21 protein-coding genes are annotated in these 23,715 nt (G+C 76.3%); 15 read left to right on the forward strand and 6 right to left on the reverse strand.

Features of this window, described 5'->3' with window-relative positions:
* Nucleotides 1-34 precede the first annotated feature (34 nt).
* Both ACFFKU_RS11405 and ACFFKU_RS11410 read left to right on the forward strand, forming a co-directional pair.
* Nucleotides 35-1,477, forward strand: coding sequence for a hypothetical protein (locus ACFFKU_RS11405; protein ID WP_380137968.1), 1,443 nt, complete (start codon nucleotides 35-37; stop codon nucleotides 1,475-1,477).
* A 112-nt stretch (nucleotides 1,478-1,589) separates the two neighbouring features.
* On the forward strand, nucleotides 1,590-2,768 hold the full coding sequence (locus tag ACFFKU_RS11410) for a glycosyltransferase family 4 protein (RefSeq protein WP_380137969.1): 1,179 nt from the start codon (nucleotides 1,590-1,592) through the stop codon (nucleotides 2,766-2,768).
* On the opposite strand, the gene ACFFKU_RS11415 is transcribed toward ACFFKU_RS11410, so the two are convergent.
* The gene (locus ACFFKU_RS11415; RefSeq protein WP_380137971.1) at nucleotides 2,680-4,122 is read right to left on the reverse strand and encodes a hypothetical protein; all 1,443 of its coding nucleotides are present in this window, start codon (nucleotides 4,120-4,122) and stop codon (nucleotides 2,680-2,682) included. The two genes, ACFFKU_RS11410 and ACFFKU_RS11415, sit on opposite strands and share 89 nt — an antisense overlap.
* Nucleotides 4,119-5,915, reverse strand: coding sequence for an AMP-dependent synthetase/ligase (locus ACFFKU_RS11420; RefSeq protein WP_380137972.1), 1,797 nt, complete (start codon nucleotides 5,913-5,915; stop codon nucleotides 4,119-4,121). The genes ACFFKU_RS11415 and ACFFKU_RS11420 overlap by 4 nt, the downstream gene beginning before the upstream one ends.
* A 656-nt stretch (nucleotides 5,916-6,571) precedes the next feature.
* Here ACFFKU_RS11420 and ACFFKU_RS11425 point away from each other — a divergent pair.
* From ACFFKU_RS11425 to ACFFKU_RS11440, 4 genes are all read left to right on the forward strand, one after another.
* The gene (locus tag ACFFKU_RS11425) at nucleotides 6,572-6,745 is read left to right on the forward strand and encodes a hypothetical protein (protein ID WP_380137974.1); all 174 of its coding nucleotides are present in this window, start codon (nucleotides 6,572-6,574) and stop codon (nucleotides 6,743-6,745) included.
* Nucleotides 6,746-7,090: 345 nt separating this feature from the next.
* Nucleotides 7,091-8,143, forward strand: coding sequence for an ROK family glucokinase (locus ACFFKU_RS11430; RefSeq protein WP_380137975.1), 1,053 nt, complete (start codon nucleotides 7,091-7,093; stop codon nucleotides 8,141-8,143).
* Between the two features lie 10 nt (nucleotides 8,144-8,153).
* Nucleotides 8,154-9,278, forward strand: coding sequence for an ROK family glucokinase (locus ACFFKU_RS11435; protein WP_380137976.1), 1,125 nt, complete (start codon nucleotides 8,154-8,156; stop codon nucleotides 9,276-9,278).
* A gap of 8 nt (nucleotides 9,279-9,286) precedes the next feature.
* Nucleotides 9,287-10,042 carry an endonuclease/exonuclease/phosphatase family protein gene (locus ACFFKU_RS11440; RefSeq protein WP_380137977.1) on the forward strand — a complete coding sequence of 252 codons (756 nt, stop codon included), beginning with the start codon at nucleotides 9,287-9,289 and terminating at the stop codon, nucleotides 10,040-10,042.
* A gap of 28 nt (nucleotides 10,043-10,070) precedes the next feature.
* Here ACFFKU_RS11440 and ACFFKU_RS11445 read toward each other — a convergent pair whose 3' ends face one another.
* On the reverse strand, nucleotides 10,071-10,832 hold the full coding sequence (locus tag ACFFKU_RS11445; RefSeq protein ID WP_380137978.1) for a hypothetical protein: 762 nt from the start codon (nucleotides 10,830-10,832) through the stop codon (nucleotides 10,071-10,073).
* Nucleotides 10,833-11,181: 349 nt separating this feature from the next.
* On the opposite strand from ACFFKU_RS11445, the gene ACFFKU_RS11450 reads away from it, so the two are divergent.
* The 3 genes from ACFFKU_RS11450 to ACFFKU_RS11460 all read left to right on the forward strand — a co-directional run bounded on the left by ACFFKU_RS11450 (nucleotide 11,182) and on the right by ACFFKU_RS11460 (nucleotide 14,498).
* Entirely contained in the window at nucleotides 11,182-11,895 is a 714-nt protein-coding gene (locus tag ACFFKU_RS11450; RefSeq protein ID WP_380137979.1) for a lysophospholipid acyltransferase family protein, read from the forward strand.
* 94 nt (nucleotides 11,896-11,989) lie between these two features.
* Nucleotides 11,990-13,021, forward strand: a complete 1,032-nt coding sequence (locus tag ACFFKU_RS11455) for a 6-phosphofructokinase (RefSeq protein WP_380137980.1) — start codon at nucleotides 11,990-11,992, stop codon at nucleotides 13,019-13,021.
* Between the two features lie 37 nt (nucleotides 13,022-13,058).
* Nucleotides 13,059-14,498 carry a class II 3-deoxy-7-phosphoheptulonate synthase gene (locus tag ACFFKU_RS11460; protein ID WP_380137982.1) on the forward strand — a complete coding sequence of 480 codons (1,440 nt, stop codon included), beginning with the start codon at nucleotides 13,059-13,061 and terminating at the stop codon, nucleotides 14,496-14,498.
* Between the two features lie 76 nt (nucleotides 14,499-14,574).
* Here ACFFKU_RS11460 and pknB read toward each other — a convergent pair whose 3' ends face one another.
* Nucleotides 14,575-16,578: a Stk1 family PASTA domain-containing Ser/Thr kinase gene (gene pknB / locus ACFFKU_RS11465; RefSeq protein WP_380137983.1), complete on the reverse strand. Its 2,004-nt coding sequence runs from the start codon at nucleotides 16,576-16,578 to the stop codon at nucleotides 14,575-14,577.
* Between the two features lie 61 nt (nucleotides 16,579-16,639).
* Nucleotides 16,640-17,851, reverse strand: coding sequence for a LysM peptidoglycan-binding domain-containing protein (locus ACFFKU_RS11470; protein ID WP_380137984.1), 1,212 nt, complete (start codon nucleotides 17,849-17,851; stop codon nucleotides 16,640-16,642).
* A gap of 199 nt (nucleotides 17,852-18,050) precedes the next feature.
* Here ACFFKU_RS11470 and ACFFKU_RS11475 point away from each other — a divergent pair, with 199 nt between their 5' ends.
* From ACFFKU_RS11475 to ACFFKU_RS11490, 4 genes are all read left to right on the forward strand, one after another.
* The gene (locus ACFFKU_RS11475; protein ID WP_380137985.1) at nucleotides 18,051-18,629 is read left to right on the forward strand and encodes a TetR/AcrR family transcriptional regulator; all 579 of its coding nucleotides are present in this window, start codon (nucleotides 18,051-18,053) and stop codon (nucleotides 18,627-18,629) included.
* Nucleotides 18,630-18,728: 99 nt separating this feature from the next.
* A complete protein-coding gene (locus ACFFKU_RS11480; RefSeq protein WP_380137986.1) occupies nucleotides 18,729-19,166 on the forward strand; it encodes a RidA family protein in 438 nt (145 codons plus the stop codon).
* 41 nt (nucleotides 19,167-19,207) lie between these two features.
* Entirely contained in the window at nucleotides 19,208-19,597 is a 390-nt protein-coding gene (locus ACFFKU_RS11485) for an Rv2175c family DNA-binding protein (protein ID WP_380137988.1), read from the forward strand.
* Nucleotides 19,594-20,373: a DUF429 domain-containing protein gene (locus tag ACFFKU_RS11490; RefSeq protein WP_380138092.1), complete on the forward strand. Its 780-nt coding sequence runs from the start codon at nucleotides 19,594-19,596 to the stop codon at nucleotides 20,371-20,373. The genes ACFFKU_RS11485 and ACFFKU_RS11490 overlap by 4 nt, the downstream gene beginning before the upstream one ends.
* On the opposite strand, the gene ACFFKU_RS11495 is transcribed toward ACFFKU_RS11490, so the two are convergent.
* Nucleotides 20,348-21,319 carry a phytoene/squalene synthase family protein gene (locus ACFFKU_RS11495; protein ID WP_380137990.1) on the reverse strand — a complete coding sequence of 324 codons (972 nt, stop codon included), beginning with the start codon at nucleotides 21,317-21,319 and terminating at the stop codon, nucleotides 20,348-20,350. The genes ACFFKU_RS11490 and ACFFKU_RS11495 overlap by 26 nt on opposite strands.
* A gap of 165 nt (nucleotides 21,320-21,484) precedes the next feature.
* Between ACFFKU_RS11495 and ACFFKU_RS11500 the strand changes: the two genes are divergently transcribed.
* Together ACFFKU_RS11500 and ACFFKU_RS11505 are read left to right on the forward strand one after the other, a co-directional pair.
* A complete protein-coding gene (locus ACFFKU_RS11500) occupies nucleotides 21,485-22,189 on the forward strand; it encodes a GntR family transcriptional regulator (RefSeq protein WP_380137992.1) in 705 nt (234 codons plus the stop codon).
* Nucleotides 22,186-23,715 carry an MmgE/PrpD family protein gene (locus ACFFKU_RS11505; protein WP_380137994.1) on the forward strand — a complete coding sequence of 510 codons (1,530 nt, stop codon included), beginning with the start codon at nucleotides 22,186-22,188 and terminating at the stop codon, nucleotides 23,713-23,715. The genes ACFFKU_RS11500 and ACFFKU_RS11505 overlap by 4 nt, the downstream gene beginning before the upstream one ends.

Genomic DNA, 23,715 nt, shown 5'->3' on the forward strand with positions numbered 1-23,715 from the left:
CCGCGGGCCGACCACGAGGTGCCACCATGGGCGCGTGCCAGACGCGTCACTCTCGGTGGTGGGTTCCGGGCTGCCCCGCCGGGGGGTGCTGACCGCGGGCGCCCTCGCCCTGCTCGCCGGGTGCAGCCGGACCGGGGCGGGGCCGGAGACCAGGACGACCCCGTCGGGCCCGACGTCGTCCGCGACGACGGCGGCCGAGGTGGACCCCGACGCGCCCACCCGGGCCCAGGTCGCCGCCCTCCTCACCCGTCGCGCCGACGGGTTGCGTCGGGGGGACGCGGCGGCGTCCTCGGCCGTCTACGCCGCGGCCGTCCGGGAGGCCGTCGCCGCCGTCGACGCCCGGGCCGCCGCCCTGGGACTCGCCGAGGTGGACCTGACGCTGCTCGACGTCCGACCCGTGGACGCGTCGGCGGCCGGGGCCGCTTCCGGGAACACCTCCGGGGCCGCGGGGGACGGCGAGCGGACACCCGTCCCGACCCACGAGGCCGCCGTGGCGACCGCCGTCCGGATCACGGGGGAGGGGCGGGCCGCCGGGGGGACCCAGCGGGTGGGGCTGGTGCGCTCCGCCGGCGGGGACGCCGAGGGGGGCGGGGACTGGGTCCTGGTCCCGGCCGTCGAGCCGGGGGTGCCGCAGCCGTGGGAGCTGGGTGACGTCGAGGCCCGCCGGGTGGACACCGGGGTCGTGGTCCGGGTCGCGGTGGGCGCCGAGGACGGCGGGACCGCGGAGGCGACCGACCGGGCCGACCAGCTCAGCGCCAACGTCGCCGAGGACCTGCCCGACGCGACCGCCCGGGTCCGGCGGCACTGGGGCACCGACTGGCCGGACGGGACCGCCGTCGTCGTCTGCTCGACCCCGGTCGCCGCCGGCCGGCTCGCCGGGGTGGACGCCGAACGCGCCCTGGCCCTCGACGCCCTCGCCGTCGGACTGGACGGCACCCTCCCCGGTGGGGGACCGGCCGGGGTACGGGTCGTGGTGCAGCCCAGCGGTTTCGGCGCCCTGAGTCGGCTCGGGCAGCAGGTCACGCTCACCCACGAGCTGGTCCACGTGGCCGCGCGGGCCGGCACCACCGCGTCGCTGCCGGTCTGGCTGGTGGAGGGCTACGCCGACCACGTCGCCCGGCTGGACCGCGGGCTGGACCCCCGCCGCCTCGCCGTCGCGTTGCTCGACGCGGTCGCCGCCGGGCGCTCGCCGGAGGTCCCGGACGAGACGGCCTACGCCTCCACCGACCCCGCCGAGCTGCAGATCGCCTACGCCTCCGGGTGGACGCTGGTCACCTCGGCCGCCCGCGCCGTCGGCACCCCGGCGGTCACCGCGTTCTACCGCGACCTCGCGCGGCCCACCGGCCCGGCCCCCGACCCGGCCGACCTCCCCGACCGGGTCGACGCCGCCGCCCGACGGCACCTCGGGGCCTCGTTCGCCGAGGTGCGCGACCGCTGGGTCGCGGAGGTCCGCGGCGGGCTGGCCGACTGGACCTGAACCGTCGAGCCGTAGGCCCGGGCGCCCGCGCCGGGTCCGTCCGTCGGTGGGGCGGCGCCGGGGTCGGCGGGTTCGGGACGGGACGCGCGGCCGGGTCGGGCAGGCTGGCCCCGTGAGCACGCTCGTCGTCACCAACGACTTCCCGCCACGCACGGGTGGGATCGAGAGCTTCGTGGCCGAGGTGACCCGTCGGCTGCCCGCCGCCTCGACGGGTGCGGCCGCCACGGTCGTCGTGCACACCGCCCGGCAACGCGGTTCGTTCGCGGTCGACGCCGACCTCGCGGCCCGGGGCGTCCATGTCGTGCGCGACCCGGCCCCCCTCCTCGTCCCGACCCCGGCGATCACGTCGCGCCTCGTCGCGACCGCCCGGGAGCACGACGTCGACCGGGTCTGGTTCGGGGCCGCCGCTCCGCTGGGGCTGGCCGCCGCCGCCCTGCACCGGGCCGGTGCGCGGCGTTCGGTCGCCACGACCCACGGGCACGAGACCTGGTGGTCCAGCCTGCCGGGGTCGCGGGAGGCGTTGCACCGCATCGGGGAACGGGTCGACACGCTCACCTACCTCGGCCCCTGGTGCCGCTCGCGCATCGAGCGGCCGCTGAGCCCCGCGGCCCGGGCCCGGATGCGGCGGCTGACCCCGGGGGTCGACGCCGGGACCTTCCGTCCCGACGCGGGGGGCGAGGCGGTCCGGGCCCGGTACGGCCTGCTCGGGCGACCCGTCGTCGTGTGCGTCTCGCGCCTGGTCGCCCGCAAGGGCCAGGACGTCCTGATCGCCGCGCTGCCCGCGATCCGGCGCCGGGTCCCCGACGCCGCGCTGCTGATCGTCGGCGACGGTCCCCGGCGCGCGGCGCTGCACCGCCAGGTCCGGCGGGCCGGTCTGGAGGAGCACGTCGTGCTCACCGGCGCGATCCCCTGGGCGCAGACGCCCGCCTACTACGCCGCCGGGGACGTCTTCGCGATGCCCACCCGGACCCGGCTCGGCGGTCTCGAACCGGAGGCCCTCGGCATCTGCTACCTGGAGGCGGCCGCGACCGGCCTGCCGGTGGTGGCCGGCGACTCCGGCGGGGCCCCCGACGCGGTCCTGGACGGCGAGAACGGCTGGGTCGTCCCCGGTCGCGACGTCGCCGCGGTCGCCGACCGGGTGGCGCGGTTGCTGCTCGACCCGGCCACGGCGGCCGCGTTCGGGCGTCGTGGGCGGGAGTGGGTCAGCCGGAGCTGGAGCTGGTCGGAGCAGACCCGTCGACTGGCCGCGCTGCTGGCGGGGCAGGACGTCGACGAACCGCCGACGTCGTGAGGCGCGGTCGGCTCGACCCGGCCCCGGTGACCGCGACCGCGGCCAGGACGAGGGCGGCCACCAGCCAGAACTGGTTGTAGAAGGCCTGCTTGTTCACCAGGTTGGCGACCATCAGCACGGTCGCCGACCACAGCAGCAGCCCGCCCAGTCCGACCGGTCGGCGCAGCAACGCCCGGGCGGCGACCGCGACGACGGCGAGGATGGCGAGCCCCACCACCCAGAACGGCAGCTGAACCCCGGTCTCGGTGAGCACGAGGATGTAGACGGTGTCGGCGAAACGCAGCGGGGGCAGGCGCAGCATCGTCAGCACGGTGTCGTGCACGAAGTCGGCAGGGGTCGCGAGGAACCACGGCAGCATCAGGGCCCCGGCGCCACCCGCCGCGACGACGGTGCGTCGCCAGCCGAAGCGGGGCCAGCAGGCCAGGAGCGGCAGGAGCAGGACGACGTGCTGCTTGGAGGCCAGGGCCACCGCCAGCGGGACGACGGCCCACCACGCGCGGTTGCGGGCCAGCAGCACCGCGGCCAGCAGCAGCCCGACGAGGACGGTCGGTTCGGTCCAGGCCTGCTCGACGAGCGTGGGACCCCCCGGGGCGAGCAGGAGCAGCGCCGCGGCGGTCACCGCCGGCACCCGGAAGCGCCCGAGGACGGCGAGGGCCAGCCCGCAGAGCAGCACCAGCAGGGCCAGCGCCCACCGCACGTCCCCGGCCAGCCAGCGGCCGGGCGCGGTGAGGACGGCGGTGAAGGGCAGGTAGGCGAAGGCGTCGCTGATCCCGGGGGAGCCCACCCACGTCGCGGAGTACATGGGTTCCCCGCGCAGCATCCCGTCGGCCGCCTGCTGCAGGATCACCCAGACGTCGATGCGGGGGGCGGGGTCGCCGAGGATCACCACGACGGAGGTGGTCGCCGACCCGAGCGCCGCGAGCGCGACGACCGTGCGGTCGCGGCCGAGCAGCAGCGCGCCGGCGGCCAGCAGGGCGGCGGCCGCCGCGGCCGCCCGGACCCCCCAGGCCGGTCCGGGAGCCACGTAGGTGAAGGCGGGCACGGCCAGGTGGACCACCGCCACGAGGACCAGCACGCCCGCCCCGGCGCGGCGGGCGAGGTGCGGACCCGGGTGCCGTCCGGGGTGGCGGTCCCCGGGTCCGTCGCCGGTGCCGACCCGCCCGCCGGCACCGTCCTCGCCGAACTCGCGGTCGTCGGGCCAGCGACGGGCCAGCACCACCAGGACCGCGGCGACCACGACGTACCCGGCCACCAACCACCACCGGTAGCGGACGACAGAGTAGGTGCCGAGGGTGAGCATCACCGCCGTCGCGACGAGCGCGACGAGCGGCGGGGTCAGGCGCGGGGACCTCACGTGTAGAGCGCGTCCACCTCGCCGGCGAAGTCGCGCAGGACCTCAGCCCGCTTCACCTTCTGCGACGGGGTCAGGTACCCGTTCTCGATGGTGAAGTCGTCGGGCAGGAAACGGAACTTGCGGATCGACTCCGCGCGGCTCACCGAGCGGTTGGCGGTGTCCACCGCCGCCTGCACGGCGGCCTCGACGTCGGGGTCGTGCAGGGCTCGCTCCAGCGTCAGGTCGGGCTTGCCGTGCAGGTTCCCCCACGAGGGCAGCGCCTCCGGGTCCAGGGTCACCAGCGCGCCGATGAAGTGCCGGGCGTCACCGACCACGACCACCTGCGAGACCAGCGGGTGGGCACGGATCCGGTCCTCCAGCTCGGCGGGTGCGACGTTCTTGCCGTTCGCGGTGACGATGATGTCCTTCTTGCGCCCGGTGATCCGGACGAAGCCCTGCACGTCGACGTCACCGAGGTCACCGGTGTGGAACCAGCCGTCGGTGATCGCCTCCGCGGTCGCCTCGGGCCGGTGCAGGTAGGCGGAGAAGACGCCGACCCCCTTGGCGAGGATCTCGCCGTCGTCGGCGATGGCCAGCGTCGTCCCGGGCAGCGGCGGGCCGACCGTGCCGACCTTGAGCCGCCCGGGTCGCCCGACCGACAGCGGGGCCGTGGTCTCGGTGAGCCCGTACCCCTCGAGGACGGTCACCCCGACCCCGCGGAAGAAGTGCGCCAGGCGCTCGCCCATGGGCGCGCCACCCGAGACGGCGTACTGCACCCGACCACCGAGCAGGGCCCGCAGCTTGCTGTAGACGAGCCGGTCGAACAGCGCGTGCCGGGCGCGCAGGCCGACCCCGACCTTGCCCTGCTCCTCGGCCCGCGACCACGCGATGGCGGTGGCCGAGGCGGCGGCGAAGATCTTGGCCTTGGCCGACCCGGCGGCCGCCGCCTTCTGCTCGGCGCCGTTGTAGACCTTCTGGAACACCCGGGGCACGGCCAGGATGAAGGTCGGGCGGTACCCACCGAGGTCGGCGATGAGGTCCTTCGGGTCCGACGTGTGGCCGATCTTGACCCGCGCGCTCAGGCAGAGCACCTGGATGAAGCGGGCGAAGACGTGCGCCAGGGGGAGGAAGAGGAGCGTCGCGGCCCCTTCGCCGCGCAGCACCTCGGGGATCGCCTCGGTCGCGTTGCGGCTCAGGTCGACGAAGTTCGCGTGGGTCAGCACGCAGCCCTTGGGCCGCCCGGTGGTGCCCGACGTGTAGATGATCGTCGCCGTGTCCTGCGGGGAGGCGCTGCGCCGGGCCTGCTCCAGCTCGGCGTCGTCGACGTCGCGCCCGGCGGTCGTCAGCTCCGCGACCGCACCGGAGTCGATGGTCCACACGTCGCGCAACGCGGCGAGGTCGGCGCGCACCTCGGCGACGCAGGCGGCGTTGGCCGTGGTCTCGACGAAGCAGGCGACCGCGCCCGAGTCGGAGAGGATCCACCGGACCTGCTCGGGGGAGGACGTCTCGTAGACCGGCACGCCCACCCCGCCCGCGAACCAGACGGCGACGTCGACCAGGGTCCACTCGTAGCGGGTGCGGCTCATGATCCCGACCCGGTCGCCGGGGCGCAGACCGGCGGCCAGCAGACCCTTGGCCAGCGCCCGCACCTCCTCGAGGAAGGCCGCCGCACTGACGTCGGCCCAGCTCCCGTCGGCCTGCTTGCGGGCGACGACGGGCCGGCGGGGTTCCTCGCTCGCGGCCGCGGTCACGCAGTCGGTGATGTTGCCCTGGTCGATCGGCGGGACGAGCGGGGCCTCGCTGATGGTGCGCACGGTCTTCTCCTCGCGGCCCGGGCCGTCGATCGGTCGGTCCCCGGCCGGGCTCGACCGGTGGGCGAGGTCGCCCGCGACGTCTCCGGCGACCAGGCGCCGAACATACCCTGTGAGCCGCGAGGCGCCCGGCTGCCGCTCCGGTGAACCGTCCGGTCGGGTCAGCGCCTCACGCGCGGTACGGACGGGACTACAGGAACGGCCTCGACGTGCCGACCATCACGGGGAACGGTCCGCCGGGCTCGGAGGGGACGACCCGGGCCCGGTGCGACCGCTCCAGACGAGACGAGGCGCCGCCGTGGCGCCGGCAGCGGTCCAGGAGGTCGACGGACGTGACGTCCACTCCCGTGCCCCCCGCGGGCGCCCCGGTCCCCGCCCCGACCAGGGGTTCCGGGCCTCCCGGGCGCCCTGACCGCCCCGTGTGCCCCGGGTGCGGCGCCCGCGCCGTCGCGCGGCAGGAGTGGTGCCTGCTCTGCCACACCGCCCTGCGCACCCCCGACGCCCCGACCGCCCCCGGCTCCGCGCCGCAGCCCGCGCCGGACTTCCGCCCCGGGTCCACCCCGCACGCGGCCCCGGGCCCCGCCGCCGCGCCGCCCGCCGCGGCCCCCGCACAAGGGTCCGCACCCCGGCCGGCAGCCACGGCAGCCCCGGCAGCCCCGGTGACCCCCGACCCGGCCGACGCCCTCCTGTCGGCCCTGGCCCGCGAGCACCGGTCCCGCCCCCCGCGGCTGGCCTCGCGCAGCGCGCGCATCGCCGTCGCCGCGGGCGGGGGCCTGGCCCTGACCGCGTTGCTCCTGGTCGTCATGGCCCTGCTCGGACTCCTGCTGCCCTGACCCACCCCCGCGCGCCCAGCACCCGCCCCCCCTTCCCGCCCCCTGCCCGCCCCCTGCCCGCCGTGATCAAGGAATTCGTCCCGCCTGTCACAGCCCGTGCCTGACCGGACGGGACCACGGGACGGGAGGGAAGACCTCTTCGATCACGGGGGTAAGGGCGGGGCGGGGAGGAACCGGGGGGAGCCGGCGCGGGTGACGGCGGGAGGGTGGCGGTCGTCCGGCGGGGGGCGGGACGCGCGGTAGCCTCACGCGCGGAGTTCGCGCATCCGGGCGCGGTCCTGTCCCCTGGGGGTTCTGCAGCGCATGTCCGGCCCGACTCCTGCGTCCCGCTCTGCCGTCGCCCCCGTGCCGGGTCCCGGCGCCACGACGCCCGCCGCCGAGGTCGGCCCGGGTGCGGTCGAGGAGGTCCCGGTCGGGCACACCGTCGGCATCGACATCGGCGGGACGAAGATCGCGGCCGGGGTGGTCGGCCCGGGCGGGGAGATCCTCGGCGAGACCCGTCGGCACACCCCCGCGACCGATCCGGGGGCGATCGCCGACGCGGTGGTCGACGCCATCGCCGAACTGGCGGCCGCGCACCGCATCGGCCCGGTCGGGGTGGCCGCCGCCGGGTTCGTCGACGCGGCCCGCTCCACCGTCGTCTTCGCCCCCAACCTGGCCTGGCGCGACGAGCCGTTGGCCGAGCACCTGCGGGCGCGGTTGCGTGAACGGTCCGGCGGTCCGCTCGGCGACGGGACGGTCGTGGTCGAGAACGACGCCAACGCCGCGGCCTGGGGCGAGTACCGCTTCGGCGGGGGCCTGGACGCCTCCGGCGCCGGGGTCGACGACCTGCTGATGCTCACCCTCGGGACCGGACTGGGCGGCGGCATCGTCTCCGGCGGGCGCCTGCAGCGCGGGGCCTCGGGCGCCGCGGCCGAGGTCGGCCACGCGCGGGCCGTGCCGGACGGGCTGCCCTGCGGGTGCGGCAACACCGGCTGCTGGGAGCAGTACGTCTCCGGGAACTCGCTGGTCCGGCGCGGGAAGGAGTTGCTGCGCAGCGGTTCCGCGGCCGGGGCCGCCCTGCTCGACTCCGCGGGCGGCGACCCGGAGAAGGTCGACGGCCCGACCATCACGCGTCTGGCCCAGGCGGGCGACGCGGGCTGCGTGGAGCTGCTGGCCGACCTCGGGCGGTGGCTGGGCGAGGCGTGCGCCACCTTCACCGCCGTGCTCGACCCGGAGGTCATCGTGGTCGGCGGCGGGGTCTGCGCGGCGGGCGACCTGCTCCTGGAACCCGCCCGGGAGCGGTTCGCGGCCACCCTGTCCGGCCGGACCCATCGGGACGCCCCGCCCCTGCGCGTCGCGCAGCGCGGCGGCGAGGCAGGCATGATCGGCGCCGCTGACCTGGCCCGCCGGGCTTGAGAGGATGACGATGGCGACACCCCGCAAGGCCACCCCCCGCAAGGCCACCGTCAAACCGGTGATCCCCCGCAAGGCGGCCGCCCGGGCCGCCCGCACGCCGGACCCGCGCCGGGCCGAGCTGCGCCAGCGGTTGCGCCAGCAGACCCGTCGGGCCCTCATCGGGGACGGTCCCGCTGTGGGTATCGACATCGGTGGGACCAAGGTCGCGGCCGGCGTCGTCGACGGCGAGGGGCGCGTCGTCGCCCAGCTGCGTCGGGTCACCCCGACCACCTCCCCGCAGGGGGTCGAGGACACCATCGCCGAGATCGTCGAGGAGTTCGCGCGCGACCACGACATCGTCTCCGTCGGCATCGGGGCCGCCGGGTTCGTCGACGCCGAACGGTCCACCGTCCTGTTCGCCCCCCACCTCGCCTGGCGCCACGAACCGTTGCGCGAGGCCGTCGAACGACGGGTGCGCGCCCGGCTGGGGCGGCGCGTGGGCCGGCGGACCGTCGTCGAGAACGACGCCAACGCCGCGGCCTGGGGTGAGTACCGCTTCGGGGCCGGACGGGGCGAGAGCCGCCTGCTCTGCGTGACGCTCGGGACGGGCATCGGCGGGGGCATCGTCACCTCGGGCAGCGTGCAGCGCGGCCGCTACGGGATCGCCGGCGAGTTCGGGCACATGATCGTGGTGCCGGGCGGTCACCGCTGCGAGTGCGGCAACCGCGGTTGCTGGGAGCAGTACGCCTCGGGCAACGCGTTGGTGCGCGAGGCCCGGGAGCTCGCCCGGGCCAACTCCCCGGTCGCGCACCGCCTGCTGGACATGGCCGGGGGTGACCCCGAGGCCATCACCGGCCCCCTGGTCACCGAGGCCGCCCGGGGCGGGGACCCGGCCGCCACCGAGCTGTTCGAGGACGTCGGACGCTGGCTCGGGATCGGCATCGCCAACCTGGCCGCGGCCCTCGACCCGGGCACGGTCGTCATCGGCGGGGGGGTCTCCGACGCCGACGAGCTGCTGCTCGGTCCGGCCCGCGAGGCCTACCGCCGCACGCTGACCGGGCGCGGGTTCCGGCCCGAGCTGCGCATCGCGCGCGCCGAGCTCGGCCCCCAGGCCGGTCTCGTCGGGTCCGCCGACCTGTCCCGCGGCTGGGGCTGAGGGGTCCCGTGGGCGGGACCTCCGCCGCCGGTGGGACGGTCGCCCTGCGCCTGGCCAGCGCGAACGTCCGTGAGTGCGCCGACGACCGGGCCGCCCTGCGGCGGGTGCTGGCCGCGACCGGGGCCGACGTGCTCTGCCTGCAGGAGGTCCCCACCCGGATCTGGACCCGGCACCGGGCGACCGCGCTGGCCCGCGACCTCGGGCTGCGCACGGTCGCGCTCGGCCGGGCCGGTGCCGGCACCGCGGTCCTCGCGACCGACCGCGTCGACGTCGTCGCCGGCGCCGTGCGGGCCCTGCCCACCCCGTTCTGGCGGGGGCGCCGTCCCGTCCGCCGGCGCGGGGTCGCCGAGGTCGAGGTGCGGGTGCCCGGTGACGACGGCGCGTGGGCCGCGGTCCGGGTCGGCAGCATCCACCTGGGACTGGACGAGGCGGAACGGCACGACCACGCGACCCGCGTCTGCACGACCCCGCCGCCCGGGGCCGGTTCGGCCGCCGGAACGCCGGAGATCCTGGCCGGGGACCTCAACGAGGCCGACGGACCGGCCCGTCGCTACCTGTGCGAGCGGTTGTCCGACGCCGCCGAGCAGGTCGGGTCCACCTTCCCGACGTTCCCCGCCCGCGCCCCCCGCCGCCGCATCGACGCGGTGCTGGTCGACCGGCGGGTGACGGTCGAGCGGGTGTGGACGCCCGACGTCGGGGCCGACGCGGTCGCGGCCACCGACCACCTCGTCCTGGTCGCCGACCTGCGGGTGCCGCTCGGCTGAGGCGGGCTCGGTCGGGATCGGTTGCCGTCTAGACGACCGCGCCGTCGTCGTCGTCGTCCCGCGAGGAGGGCAACCGCACGACCAGCGTCGCGAACCCGCCCACGAAGACCGCGGCGATGGCGGCGGTGAGCAGCGAGGGCACCGAGTGCCAGGTCAGGGCCAGCACCAGCAGGACCAGGGGGGCGCCGATGACCGCGGCCCAGGCGGCCCAGCCCAGGACGTCGCGGGGGAGCGGAGCGGGTTCGGCGGGGGTGAACCCCTCGTCCAGCCAGTCGAACTCGTCTCGGTCGGTCCGCGGCTCCCGGTCCTCACGATGCGTGGCGTGGGCGGGCGGGCCCTCGGGACGCACGTGGCGACCGGGCAGGGCGTCCTCGCGCGGGGCGGGGGGGAGCGGCCGGGCCGGGCGGATCGTGCAGGCCGAGTCGGGACGCAGCTGGTCGGGACGCAGCTGGTCGGGACGCGGCTGGTCCGGCCGGCCCACCTCGGGACGCTGGGCGGCGGCGGGAGCGTCGGTCCCGGTCGGGTCGGCCTGCGGTGGGGTCGGCCTCCTGGCGGACGCGTCACCCGGGTCCGCGCCGTCCGGGTCGGACCGGGGCTCGTCCGCGCCGCCGGGGCGTCGCTCGGGCCGGGCGTCCGGGGCTCCGCCGTCGTCGGTCGGGGCGGGGGCGAGGGGATGGACGGGCCGGACGGGGCCGGCGGAAGGCTGCGGGTCGTGCCAGCGGGCGACGATCTCGGCGAAGGCCGCGTCGACGTCGAGGGGTCCGGAACCGTCGTCCGGGTCAGCAGGCACACCCCATCGTGTCACGGGGATGCGCCCCGGTCGAGGCGGTCCGGGCCGTCTCGTGCACGCCGTCCGCACCCGGTCCGCACCCGGTCCGCACCCGGTCCGCGCCCGCCCGACCCGGTGCTGTGCGCCGGCAGGAGATCCCCGGCGTCACCCGCGACCATCCCCGCCGGCATCCACGCGGGCATCCACGCGGGCACCCTCCGGGACGGGTACCCACCGGGGCGGGACCCGCCGGGAGGGTTCCCGCGACGGAGCCGCCGCGACCCGCCCCGGCTAGGCTCCGGGCGGGAACCGGCCCGGTCGCCGGAGCGCCCCGGGACCCCTCGGCCGGACCGCACGGAAAGGCCCTCCGGTGCTCTACTGGCTCATCAAGCTGCTCGTGGCCGACCCGGCCCTCAAGCTCGTCCTGCGGCCCTGGGTCCGGGGCCTGGACCACGTCCCGGCGCGGGGTCCGGCGATCCTCGCCAGCAACCACCTCTCGATCATCGACGCCGTCGTGCTGCCCGTGGTCGTGCCGCGGCGCATCACCTTCATCGCCAAGGCCGAGTTCTTCACCGGCCGGGGCGTGAAGGGGCGGTTCTCGGCGATGTTCTTCCGGGGGATCGGGCAGCTGCCGGTCGACCGCACGGGGGGCCGGGCGGCCGAGGCGGCGCTCGCCGGGGCCCTCGCGGTGCTCGAGGACGGCGAGCTGTTCGGCATCTACCCCGAGGGCACGCGCTCCCCGGACGGCCGGCTCTACCGGGGGCGGACCGGGGTCGCCCGGATCGCGCTGCGCTCGGGGGTGCCGGTGCTGCCGGTCGCCATGGTCGGCACCGAGAAGGTCATCCCGAAGCACCGCGTGCTGCCCCGCATCCGCCGGGTCGGCGTCGTCGTCGGGGCCCCGCTGGACTTCTCCGACCGCAGCGCGCAGGCCGACGACGAGACCGTCGTGCGCGCGGTGACCGAGGAGGTCATGGCCGCCATCCGGTCGCTGTCCGGGCAGGAGTACGTGGACGAGTACGCGGCCCGCGCCGGGGTCAACCAGCAGCTGGCCCGCCGGAGGGGTCGCGACGCGCCGGAGCGTTGACCGGGGTCCTCGACCGTCCCGTCCCTCCGGCGTGGCAGAGTCTGCCGCGATCGCCGCGGATCATCCCGCGGCGCCCACGACAGGGAGGTCGCACGTGCGCGTCGGGATCCTGACCGGGGGCGGGGACTGCCCCGGCCTCAACGCCGTCATCCGGGCCGCGGTCGTGGCCGGGACGCAGCGTCACGGCATGGAGTTCCTCGGCTTCCGCGACGGCTGGCGGGGGGTCCTGGACCGCGACGTGGTCGACCTCGACGAGGCGGGTGTGCGGTCCCTGCTGGACGTCGGGGGCACCCTGCTCGGCTCCAGCCGGACCAACCCGTTCAAGGACTCCGTCGAGCACGGGGTCGCCGAGGTCCGCTCGGCGCTCGCCGACGTCGGGGTCGACGCGCTGCTCGCCATCGGCGGGGAGGACACCCTCGGGGTCGCGACGCGGCTGACCGCGGCGGGGGTGGCCGTCGTCGGGGCCCCCAAGACGATCGACAACGACCTGTCGGGGACCGACTCCACGTTCGGGTTCGACACCGCCGTGCAGACCGCGGTCGAGTGCTGCGACCGGCTGGTCACCACCGGGGCCTCCCACCACCGGGCCATGATCGTCGAGGTGATGGGCCGCCACGCGGGGTGGATCGCGCTGCACACCGGGCTCGCGGCGGGCGCCCACGTCACCCTGCTGCCGGAGGTCCCCGTCGACCTCGACGCCGTCGCCGCGACCGTCGAGCGCGTCCTCGCCGAGGGCCGCGCCCCGCTGCTGGTGGTCTCCGAGGGGGCCGCGGTCGCCGGGGCCGACGCCGTCCGCGACGCCCCGCTGGACGCGTTCGGGCACGTGCAGCTCGGCGGGGCGGGGGAGCAGCTGGAACGTGAGCTCGCCACCCGCCTGCCCAAGGTCTCCACCCGGGTCACCGTGCTCGGCCACCTCGTGCGCGGGGGCAGCCCCACGGCCGCCGACCGCATCCTGGCCACCCGCTTCGGGCTCTCGGCGATCGAGGCGATCGCCCGAGGGGAGTTCGGGACCATGGCGGCGCTGCGGGGCAGCGCGGTCGTGCAGGTGCCGCTGGCGGAGGGCACCGACGTCCTGCGGACGGTGCCCGCCGAACGGATCGCCGAGACCGCCGACCTGCGCTGGTAGGCCACCCCGGTGACCTGTCCCGCCCGGGTGATCGGGGATGGTCCGGAGCGGGCGGCGCAGGTGGGAGACTGCCCGGGTGAGTTCTCCCACGACGACGACCGTCCCCGTGACCGGTCCCGCCGCGACCGCGTGGCCGGACCTGCCCGCCGCCCAGCAGCCGGAGTGGCCCGACGCCGCCGCGCTGGCCCAGGTGCACGCCGAGCTCGCCTCCTACCCGCCCCTGGTGTTCGCGGGCGAGGCCGACCAGCTCCGCGCCCAGCTGGCCCAGGCCGCGCGCGGTGAGGCGTTCCTGCTGCAGGGCGGGGACTGCGCCGAGACCTTCGCCGGGGCCACCGCCGACGGCATCCGTCGTCGGGTCAAGACCATGCTGCAGATGTCGGCGGTCCTCACCTACGGCGGCGGCCTGCCGGTCATCAAGGTCGGCCGGATGGCCGGGCAGTTCTCCAAGCCGCGCAGCTCCAACCTGGAGACCCGCGGCGACGTGACGCTGCCCGCCTACCGCGGCGACGCCGTCAACGACTTCTCCTTCACCGCCGAGGGCCGCACCCCGGACCCGCAGCGGCTGCTGCGGGCCTACCACACGGCCTCGGCGACGCTGAACCTCATCCGGGCCTTCACCACCGGTGGCTACGCGGACCTGCGCAAGGTCCACGAGTGGAACCGCGGGTTCGCCGCCACCACCGCCAACGCCCGCTACGACGCCCTGGCCAAGGACGTCGACAAGGCCATGCGGTTCATGGCCGCCTGCGGCGCCGACTTCGACGCGCTGCGCACGGTGCAGTTCTTCGCCAGCCACGAGGCGCTGCTGCTCGACTACGAGCGGCCGCTGACCCGGACCCTGGACGAGGAACCGCCGCTGAGCGGTCCGACCTCCGCCGACGTGCGGCAGGGCGGCCCCTACGACACCTCGGCCCACATGATCTGGATCGGGGAGCGCACCCGTCAGCTCGACGGCGCCCACGTCGACTTCGCCGCCCGGGTGCGCAACCCCATCGGGGTCAAGCTCGGCCCGAAGACGTCGGTGGCGGACGCCCTGGCGCTGGCCGACCGGATCGACCCGTTCAACGAGCCGGGCCGGCTGACCTTCATCTCCCGCATGGGGGCCGGGGTGATCCGGGAGGCGCTGCCGGCCCTCGTCGCCGGGGTCCGCGACTCCGGCCGGGTCGTCACCTGGGTCTGCGACCCCATGCACGGCAACACGATCACGTCGCAGTCGGGCTACAAGACGCGGCGGTTCGACGACGTGGTCGAGGAGGTCCGCGGCTTCTTCGAGGTGCACGCCACGCTCGGGACGGTCCCCGGCGGTCTGCACGTCGAGCTGACCGGTGACGACGTCACCGAGTGCCTCGGCGGCGCCTTCGACATCGACGACGCCGGCCTGGCCACCCGCTACGAGTCGCTCTGCGACCCGCGGCTCAACCACCAGCAGAGCCTGGAGCTCGCCTTCCTGGCCGCGGAGATGCTGCAGCAGCGCTGACCCGCACCGACGAGGACGGGCCCCGACCGACCGGTCGGGGCCCGTCTCGCGTCCGGCGGACGTCGCTCCGGTGCGCTCAGACGACGGTGAGGGTGATCGTCGAGCCCTTGGGGGCGTTCGTCCCGGCCGCGGGGGAGCTGTCCCGCACGGTGCCGAAGATGCCGCCGAGGACCCGGTTCACCCGGACCTGGAACCCGAGGGCGCGCAGCTGCTCGGTGGCCGGGCCGACCTGCTGACCCTGCACGGTGGGCACCGGGACGAGCGGCGGGCCGTCGGAGACGACCAGGGTGACGGTGTCGCCGACGAAGACGTCGCCGGAGTCCGGGGTCTGCGAGATCACGTCGTCCTTGGCCACGTCCTCGTTGAACTCTCGCTTCACGACGACCTCGAGCCGGGCGTCGCGCAGGGCCTGCTCGGCGTCGGCCAGCGACCCGCCGCTCACCTGGGGCAGCTCGGCCGGTTCGCGACCCTTGGACACCACCACGGTGACGGGGGCGTCGTGGTCCTGCAGCTGCCCGGCCACCGGGTCGGTGCGGATGACGTCACCGTCGGCGACGTCCTGGCTGAACTCGTCGGGCGCCCGTTCGACCTCCAACCCGATCTCGCGCAACGCGTCCCGCGCCTCGGGGAACGTCTGGCCGGTGACCGGGGGGACCGTGAACCGCTGCTTGCCCCGGCTGACCAGGACGGTGACCTGGCCCTCCTTCTTCACCCGGTCCCCGACCGCGGGATCGGTGCCGATGAGCTGTCCCTGCGCGACGGTGTCGCTGAACTCCTGCTCGCGATCCACCTGGAAACCGGCCGCCGCCAGCCGGGTCTGCGCCTGGGCCGGGTCGGTGGTGCCCAGCGTGGGGACCGTCGTGAAGGCCCCGGGCCCGGCCAGGAAGAACCAGGACAGACCACCCGCGAGGGCCAGCACGAGCAGCACGACGACCGCCGCGCGGCCCCCCCGCCCACGGCGACGTCCGGACCCCGCGGGCTCCCCGGAGCCGGGGACCACCCCCGCGTCGCCGCGGTCGCCGCCACCGGTGGGCCGCTCGGCGCCGGCTTCGTCCAGGGGGTCGGGCTCGTCGTGGTCGGGCTCGTCGTGGTCGTCGGTCAGCCCGAGCGGCCTCGCCCCGACCCGGACCGGGCGGTCCAGGTCGATCCGGACGGTCGCACCCACCGCGGGGGCACCGGCCAGGGTCGCGGCCCGCGCGGGACGGGTGTCCAGCTCGGTCGGGGTGAGCGCTGCGCGGACCGCCCGCAGCCGCAGCAGCAGGGCGCCGGCGTCGGCCGGGCGGTCGTCGGGGTCCTTGGCCAGGGCCTCGGCGACGACGCTGTCGAGCAGCGGCGGCAGCTCCGGGACCAGCGAGCTGGGCGCGGGCGCCTCGTCGTAGACGTGGCGATAGGCCAGGCGCACCGGGTCGTCGCCGTGGAAGGGCGGCTCACCGGTCAGCATCTCGAACAGCAGCACGCCGACGCCGTAGACGTCGCTGCGCGCGTCGGCCACCCCGCGGGCGACCCGTTCCGGGGCCAGGTACTCGACCGTGCCCATGAGCTCGTGGGCGCTCGCCGCGGTGCTGCCGGCGGCGGTCGCCGCGCGGGCCAGCCCGAAGTCGGCGACCTTGACCCGTCCGTCGTCACCGACCAGCACGTTGGCCGGTTTCACGTCGCGGTGCAGGACGCCCTTGCGGTGGGCCTCGGCCAGCGCGTCGCAGACCGCCTCGCCGACGTCGAGGGTCTCGCGCGGGGTGAGCGCGCCGTGCTCGGCGATGACGTCCTTGAGCGTCTGGCCCCCGACCAGCTCCATGACCAGGTAGGCGGTCTCGGTCTGCTCGTCGCTGCCCTGGTCGAGGACGCTGACGATGCCGGGGTGGGCGAGGCGGGCCGCGGACTTGGCCTCGCGGACGAAGCGCTGCCGGGCCTCGGGCTCGTGGGCGAGGTCGGCGCGCAGCACCTTGAGGGCGACCTCGCGGTCGAGGCGCTCGTCCTCGGCGCGGTAGACGACCCCCATGCCACCGCGGCCGATCCGGGACAGCACCCGGTAGCGGTCGTCGAATCGTCGCCCGAGGAGCGGGTCCGACGGGGAGGGGCTCACGCTGGGAGAGTCTAGGTCGCGCTCGGGCGGGGGCGGTCGTCCCGCGCCGGGGGGCCGACGATCACCGGAACCGGTTCTGCAGGGTCTGCACGTTGGCGACGTAGCGACGGGTGTCGTCGTACATGCCGCGCGAGCGGACCGAGGCCTGCCCCTGGTAGTAGGACGCGATCGCGACGTCGGGGGCGTTGTTGGCCACCAGCGTGCGCAGGATCGCGACCCCGGCCCGGGCGTTGTCGTGCGGGTCGAACAGGTCGACGGGTTCGTTCAGCAGGTCCGAGGCCCACTCGCCGGAGGTGGGGATGACCTGCATCGCCCCGATCGCGTTGGCGTGCGAGACGACCCGCATGTTGAAGCCCGACTCCTGGTAGCCGATGGCCAGGGCGAGCGAGGGGTCCACGCCGAGGCGGACGGCCTCGCGCCGGATGATCTCCTGCATCTGCGCGCGGGAGGGGACCGACCCGCGGGACAGGCGTTCGCGGTTGGCCTCGACCGCGGCGGGCAGCGAGGAGGCCTGCTCGGTCGCCGGACCCCGCGCGGGCGCCGCCGAGCGCGGTCGGGCGCCGGGACCCAGCGAGAGCTCCTGGCCGATGACGATGAACGAGCTGGCGTCGAGCCCGTTGGCCCGGACCAGGTCGGCGACCGTCGTGCCCTGGGCCGCGGCGATGGCCGAGAGGGTGTCGCCGGCGCGGACGGTGTACGTCGCACCGCGGTCGGGGGTCGCGGCGGACGGGGTGCCCGCCCCGGCCCCGCCGGGGACCGTCAACTCCTGGCCGGCCCGGATGAACCCGTTCGCGGGCAGCCCGTTCGCGTCGCGCAGGGCGCCGACGGTGCTGCCGGTCGCCACCGCGATGTGGGAGAGCGTGTCCCCGGGACGCACGGTGTACGTCGTGGTCGGCGCGGGGGCCGGCGCGTCGCCGGGGACCTGCAGGGTCTGCCCGGCGGTGATCCGGGCGTCGCGGCCGAGGCCGTTGGCCTCGACGATGGCGCCGACCGAGCTGCCGGTCCGGGCGGCGATCCCGCCGACGGTGTCCCCGGCACGGACCGTGACGCTGGTGCCCGGGGCCGCGGCGGCCGGGCCCGCGGCGCCGACGACCGCCGCGGGGGCCGCGGCGCCGACGAGGGCGGCCGCCAGCAGCCGCGAGGCCCGGGCGGAGACCGCCGGGTTCACCGGGGTGGTCGGGTCGGACCCGCGCGCGGAGCGCGACCCGTCGCCGGAGGCCACGGCGGGGTCGGCGTCGTCGCGACCGGTGGCAGGGGTGGTGTCGTCGGCCATGGCGGCTCGGTCCTCCGTCGTGGTCATCGTCGTCGTCGTGGGTGTCGTCGTGGGTGTCGTCGTGAGGTCGTGGTCGCGGTCGTGATCGCCGGACGCGACCGGCTGGGCTCAGCCTGTGACATCACCGGGCGTTCGTGTGGGAGGCGGGGCCGGGGAATCGCCCCTTGCTATTCGGGAACGATCGCTCCACAATCGAGGCGTGGCCCGACCCCGCGCATTCGACGAGGACCAGGTGCTCGACGCGGCCTGGGACCTCTTCCGACGTCAGGGGTACACGGCGACCTCGGTCGCCGATCTCGAAGCGGCGACCGGCCTGCGGCCGAGCAGCCTCTACCGGGCCTTCGAGGACAAGGCCGGGCTCTTCGCGGCCGCCCTCGAGCGCTACGTCACCGCGTTCGTGTCCCCGCGCCTGGACCGGCACGCCGGTCCGGGCGCCGCGCTGGAGGACCTGGAGCAGCTGCTCCTGTCCCTGTTCGAGCTGCCGCTGGCCGACGGCCACGGCTGCCTCGTCACCAACACCGCCACCGAGCTGCGGGCCGAGGGGCCCGGCCGCGGGGCCCGGGTCGGCATGGACCTGGTCGCCCGGCACGTCCGCGAGGTCCTGGTCCGCGAGCTCGCGACCACCGCCCGCGCCGACGTCGAGACCGAGGTGGCCGCGCTCGGCCTCCTCTACCAGGGCCTGCTCGTGCTCTCCCGGGCCGGTCTGCTCACCGACGCCCACCGTGACGCGGTGCGCGCCACCTTCACCCGGCTCCGCACGCTGCGCCCGTCCCCCTGACGGCACGGGGGGTCCCTGCGCCCGAGAACGGGCACAAGGTCCCCCTGTGCCGTTCTGCCCCCGCCCCCGCCCCCGACACAGCCCAGGAAAGGCACCGCCATGAGCACCTCCACCGACCCCGTCGACCCGACCGGCGCCGCCGGCCCGACCCCCTTCGCCCGGGCCCGGGTCGAGCCCGACCCGACGAATGCGTCGCCGTTCTACGCGCAGGGCGTGGCCGTCACCGGCGCCACCCGGTGGCTGCACGTCTCCGGTCAGGTCGGCGTCGACGCCCACGGCGTCCCCGGCGACGGCATCACCGCCCAGACGCAGCTCGCCACCGCCGGCGTGCGGGCGGTCCTGGAGGCCGGCGGGATGGGCGTCGCCGACGTCGTGCAGTACCGCGTCTACCTGACCGACCCCGCCCACGTCGGCCCGTTCGCCGAGGCCGCCGCGGCGGCGCTGCCCGCGGACCCGCCCGCCACGACCCTGCTGGTCGTCGCCGCCCTCGCCGCCCCCGGGCTGCTCGTCGAGATCGAGGCGGTCGCCGCCGCCTGACCGCGGACCCTGCCCGGCCCGGGAACGCCTACCCTGGAGGCGTGGTGGCACCGTTGAGAGCAGAGATCGCCGGCGAGGCGGGGGACGACCTCGAGCAGGTCGGGGAGTGGTTGACCGTCCCCGACGCCGCGGAACTGATGAACCTGCCGCTGCGCGCGGTGCGTCAGCTCCTGCAGGAGCGGCAGCTCGTCGCCGTCCGGCGCGGGGAGCGCAAGGTCGTCAGCATCCCGGCGGCGTTCTGCACGCCGGAGGGTCCGCTGAACCACCTGCGCGGCACCCTCTCCGTCCTGGCCGACTCCCGCTTCACCGACGCCGAGGCCATCGCCTGGCTCTTCACCCCCGACGACACGCTGCCCGGCACGCCGATCGCGGCGCTCGCCGCGAACCGCAAGACCGAGGTCCGACGCCGGGCCCAGGCGCTCTCCTTCTGAGCGCGGGCCCGACCCGCCCCGTCGTCGCGGGCGTCGACCTCGCTACCGAGCCGGTCCGCACGGCGCTCGCCGTCCTGGTCGAGCGCGGGCGGACGGTCGTGGTCGAGGAGCTGCTCCTCGGGGTCGGCGACATGGCGATCCTCGACGTCGCCCGCCGCGTGGACCGGCTCGGTCTGGACTCCCCGATCGGCTGGCCCGAGGAGTTCCTGGCCTTCGTCACCGCGCACGCGACCGGGGCGGTCGCCGCCCCCGGGACCGAGGCCGAGTCCCGGGCGCTGCGCCGCCGTCTCGCGCTGCGCGAGACCGACCGCGACGTCCACGCCCGCACGGGGCTCACCCCGTTGAGCGTGTCCACCGACCGGATCGGGCTCACGGCCGTCCGGGCCGCCGGGCTGCTGGCCGGCCTCGCCGCCGCGGGGGAATCCGTCGACCGCGGCGGCGAGGGACGGGTGGTCGAGGTCTACCCGGCCGCCTGCCTCAAGCTTTGGGGTCTGCCGCACCGCGGGTACAAGGGGTCGGCCGGGTCGCTGGTCCGCGCCGACCTGCTGCCCGCGCTGCTCGCCGCCGCCCCCTGGCTGCGGTTGCCGCCCGCGGCCGCCGCGCTGGCCCGGGCCGACGACAACGCCTTCGACGCGATCCTCGCCGCGCTCGCCGCCCGGGCGGTCGCGCTCGGCCGGGCCCACGCCTGCCCGCCGGAGCACCGGGCGCGGGCCGGTCGCGAGGGCTGGGTGCGGCTGCCGTCGACGCCGCTCAGCGGGTTGGCGCCGACGCCCTGATCCAGCGCCGCTCCCCGGTGCGGGCGGCCCGCGCCCGGGCCAGTCCCGGCAGCGCGACCGCCAGCCGTCGCGGCATCGAGACCGTGACCCGCTGCGTGAAGACGTCGTAGTCGGCCCGTTCGACCGCGCCGAGGATCCCGCCGTACAGCTCGTAGGCGGTGCGCAGGCAGTCCCGGCTGGTGGGGTGGACCATCGTCAGCCCGGGCACGGCCTCGTCGTAGAGGACGCGGGTGCGCTCGATCTCGAAGCGCAGCAGGTCCTTCACCTTCTCGGGGATCCCCTCGCCGCGCCGGGCGGCGAGCAGGTCGTCCTTGGTGACGCCGAAGCGGTCGAGGTCCTCCAGCGGCAGGTAGACCCGGCCCCGGTCGAGGTCCTCGCCGACGTCGCGGATGAAGTTGGACAGCTGGAAGGCCTCGCCCAGCGCCTGGGCCGGGCGGACGGCGGCGGGGGAGACCGGTTCCAGGATGGGCAACATCTCCAACCCGATGACCGCGGCCGAGCCGTAGACGTAGCGCTCCAGGTCGGCGTAGGTGGCGTAGTCGGTCTCGGTGATGTCCATCCGCATCGAGGCGAGGAACGCCTCGACGTGCGCGATCGGGATGTCCCAGCGCCGCATCGTCGCGACCATCGCCGCCCCGACCGGGTCGGTGCGGGGGTCGAGACCGTCGGCGGAACGCAGCCCGTCGAGGAAGGTGTCGCCCCAGCGGACCAGCTCGGCCGGGTCCGGGTCGGTGAGGGAGTCCACGAACTCGTCGGCGTAGCGGGCGAACCCGTAGAGGGCCCACACGTAGGGCCGCTTCTCCGCGGGCAGCAGCAGGGTCGCCAGGTAGTAGGTCTTGCCGTGGGCGGCGTGCAGCCGTCGGCACTCCTCGAAGGCGGCGCGCAGGGCCGGGTCGGCGAGGGCGGCGTCGGTACGGGCGGCGGCGTCGAGGTCACGGGTGCTCATCGTGGGCGTCATCCTGCCGCGCCCGACTGATCACCGACAGCCGGGGCCCCGTGCATGCAGAACCGGCGTCACGACCTCCTCCCTGGCCTCCTGGCGGAAGCTGTGCATACAGTAGGGCGCTCACGGCCCAGCCGGGTCGCGACGACGGTCCAACGGGGAGGTCGGGTGCGCGCGAGCGAGCGGGCCTACGAGCGGTTGCGCACCGACGTCCTCGACGGCGTCCTGCCCCCCGGGGCCGTCCTGGCCGAGGTGGAGCAGGCCGCGCGCCTGGGGGTCTCGCGGACCCCGGTCCGGGAGGCGTTCCTGCGGCTCAGCAGCGAGGGGCTGGCCGCCCCCGTCGGCGGTCGCGGCCTCGTGGTCGCCCCGCTCAGCCCGGCCGACGTGACCGCGCTCTACGAGCTGCGCGAGGCCCTGGAGGAGCAGGCCGCCCGGTTGGCGGCACGGCGCGGTGACCCCCGGGTCTTCGCGGCCCTGGCCGAGGGGTTCGCGGCCGCCCCCGCGCGGCTCGCGGCGACGGGGCCCGACGGGGCACCCGAGGACGCCGAGGAACGGCTGGACCGCTACTACCGCCTGGTCGCCGACTTCGACGCCGCCGTCGACGCCGCGGTCGGCAGCCCGCACCTGGTGGCCGCGTTGGGCGGGGTGCGGACCCACCTGGCCCGGATCCGCCGGCTGGCCCGCCACGACCCGGCCCGTCTCGTCGCGGCCGCCGGGGAGCACCAGCTCATCGCCGAGGCGGTCGCCGCCGGCGACGAGCTGCTCGCCGTCCACGCCACCCACGTCCACCTGCACCGCAGCCGTCGGCACTTCCTCGCCGTGCTGCCGGGCCGGCCCGAGGACCGTCACGAGACCGCCAGGAGGAGACCGTGAAGACCCACGAGGTGCGGGTGCACCGCAGCGACGAGGACCTTCCCCGGGAGGGGGAGCTGGCCTGGGCGCTGGCCGGGCTGGCCACCGACCCGGCCCCGCTGGAGCAGCTCGTCGAACCCGCGGTGGCCGAGATGGTCGGCAACCGGGTCGTCGACAACGCCGCCGTCGCCGCGGCCTCGCTGCTGCGGGCCCCGGTCGTCGCGGCCCGGGCCCAGGCGCTGGCCCACCCGCCCTCGCGGGGCGGGGCCGGCGCCCCGGTCGTCGGCACCGCCACCCCGGTCTCCCCGGAGTGGGCGGCCTGGGCCGGGGGGGTGGCGGTGCGCGAGCTCGACTTCCACGACACCTTCCTGGCCGCCGACTACTCCCACCCCGGCGACTCGATCCCGGCCCTGCTCGCGGTGGCCCAGCACCGCGGCTGCGACGGGGCCGCCCTGCTGCGCGGGATCGTCACCGCCTACGAGGTCCAGGTCGACCTCGTCCGCGCGATCAGCCTGCACCGGCACAAGATCGACCACGTGGCCCACCTCGGCCCGGCCGTCGCCGCCGGGCTCGGGGCGATGCTCGGCCTCGACCGCGAGACCGTCCACCAGGCGATCGGGCAGGCCCTGCACACCACCACCGCGACCCGGCAGTCCCGCAAGGGGGCCATCTCGACGTGGAAGGCGTTCGCCCCGGCGTTCGCGGGCAAGGTCGCCATCGAGGCCGTCGACCGGGCGATGCGCGGGCAGACGTCGCCCGCGCCGATCTGGGAGGGCGAGGACGGGGTGATCGCCTGGCTGCTCGACGGGCCCGGCGCGCGCTACGCGGTGCCGCTGCCCGAACCCGGCGAACCCCGCCGCGCGATCCTGGACACCTACACCAAGGAGCACTCCGCGGAGTACCAGGCTCAGGCGATCATCGACCTCGCCCGCCGGTTGCACGTCGAGCACCCGGAACTGCGGGAACCCGGGGCGATCCGCTCGGTCGTCCTGCACACGTCCCACCACACCCACCACGTGATCGGCTCCGGCGCCAACGACCCGCAGAAGTACGACCCGCGGGCCAGCCGGGAGACCCTCGACCACTCGGTGCCCTACATCTTCACCGTCGCCCTGCAGGACGGGACCTGGCACCACGTGAACTCCTACGCCCCCGACCGGGCGGCCCGTCCCGACACGGTCGCGCTGTGGCGCACCGTGTCCACGGCCGAGGACGAGGGATGGACGCGGCGCTACCACGACCCGGACCCGACCGCCCGGGCCTTCGGGGGCCGGGTCGAGATCGAGCTGACCGACGGCGGCCGGGTCGTGGCCGAGATCGCCGTCGCCGACGCGCACCCGCAGGGGGCGCGACCCTTCGCGCGACCCGACTACGACCGGAAACTCGCGGTCCTGGCCGAGGACGTCCTCGCGGCCGAGGAGGTCGCCCGGTTCACCGACCTCGCCCACCGGCTGCCCGACCTGGACGCGGACGCGGTCCGCCGGTTGCAGATCGTCGCCCCCGAGGCCCTGCTCGCCTCCGTCGCCGCACCCGAGGGGTTGTTCTGA

Source organism: Kineococcus gynurae, from assembly GCF_042433995.1.
Classification (GTDB): Bacteria; Actinomycetota; Actinomycetes; order Actinomycetales; family Kineococcaceae; genus Kineococcus; species Kineococcus gynurae.

Bases quoted from the DNA above. Each gene is read 5' to 3' on its own strand.
- ACFFKU_RS11480 (WP_380137986.1), top strand. From the start codon at position 18,729: ATGAGCACCTCCACCGACCCCGTCGACCCGACCGGCGCCGCCGGCCCG.
- ACFFKU_RS11495 (WP_380137990.1), bottom strand. From the start codon at position 21,319: ATGAGCACCCGTGACCTCGACGCCGCCGCCCGTACCGACGCCGCCCTC.
- ACFFKU_RS11435 (WP_380137976.1), top strand. From the start codon at position 8,154: ATGGCGACACCCCGCAAGGCCACCCCCCGCAAGGCCACCGTCAAACCG.
- ACFFKU_RS11470 (WP_380137984.1), bottom strand. From the start codon at position 17,851: ATGGCCGACGACACCACCCCTGCCACCGGTCGCGACGACGCCGACCCC.
- ACFFKU_RS11460 (WP_380137982.1), top strand. From the start codon at position 13,059: ATGGTCCGGAGCGGGCGGCGCAGGTGGGAGACTGCCCGGGTGAGTTCT.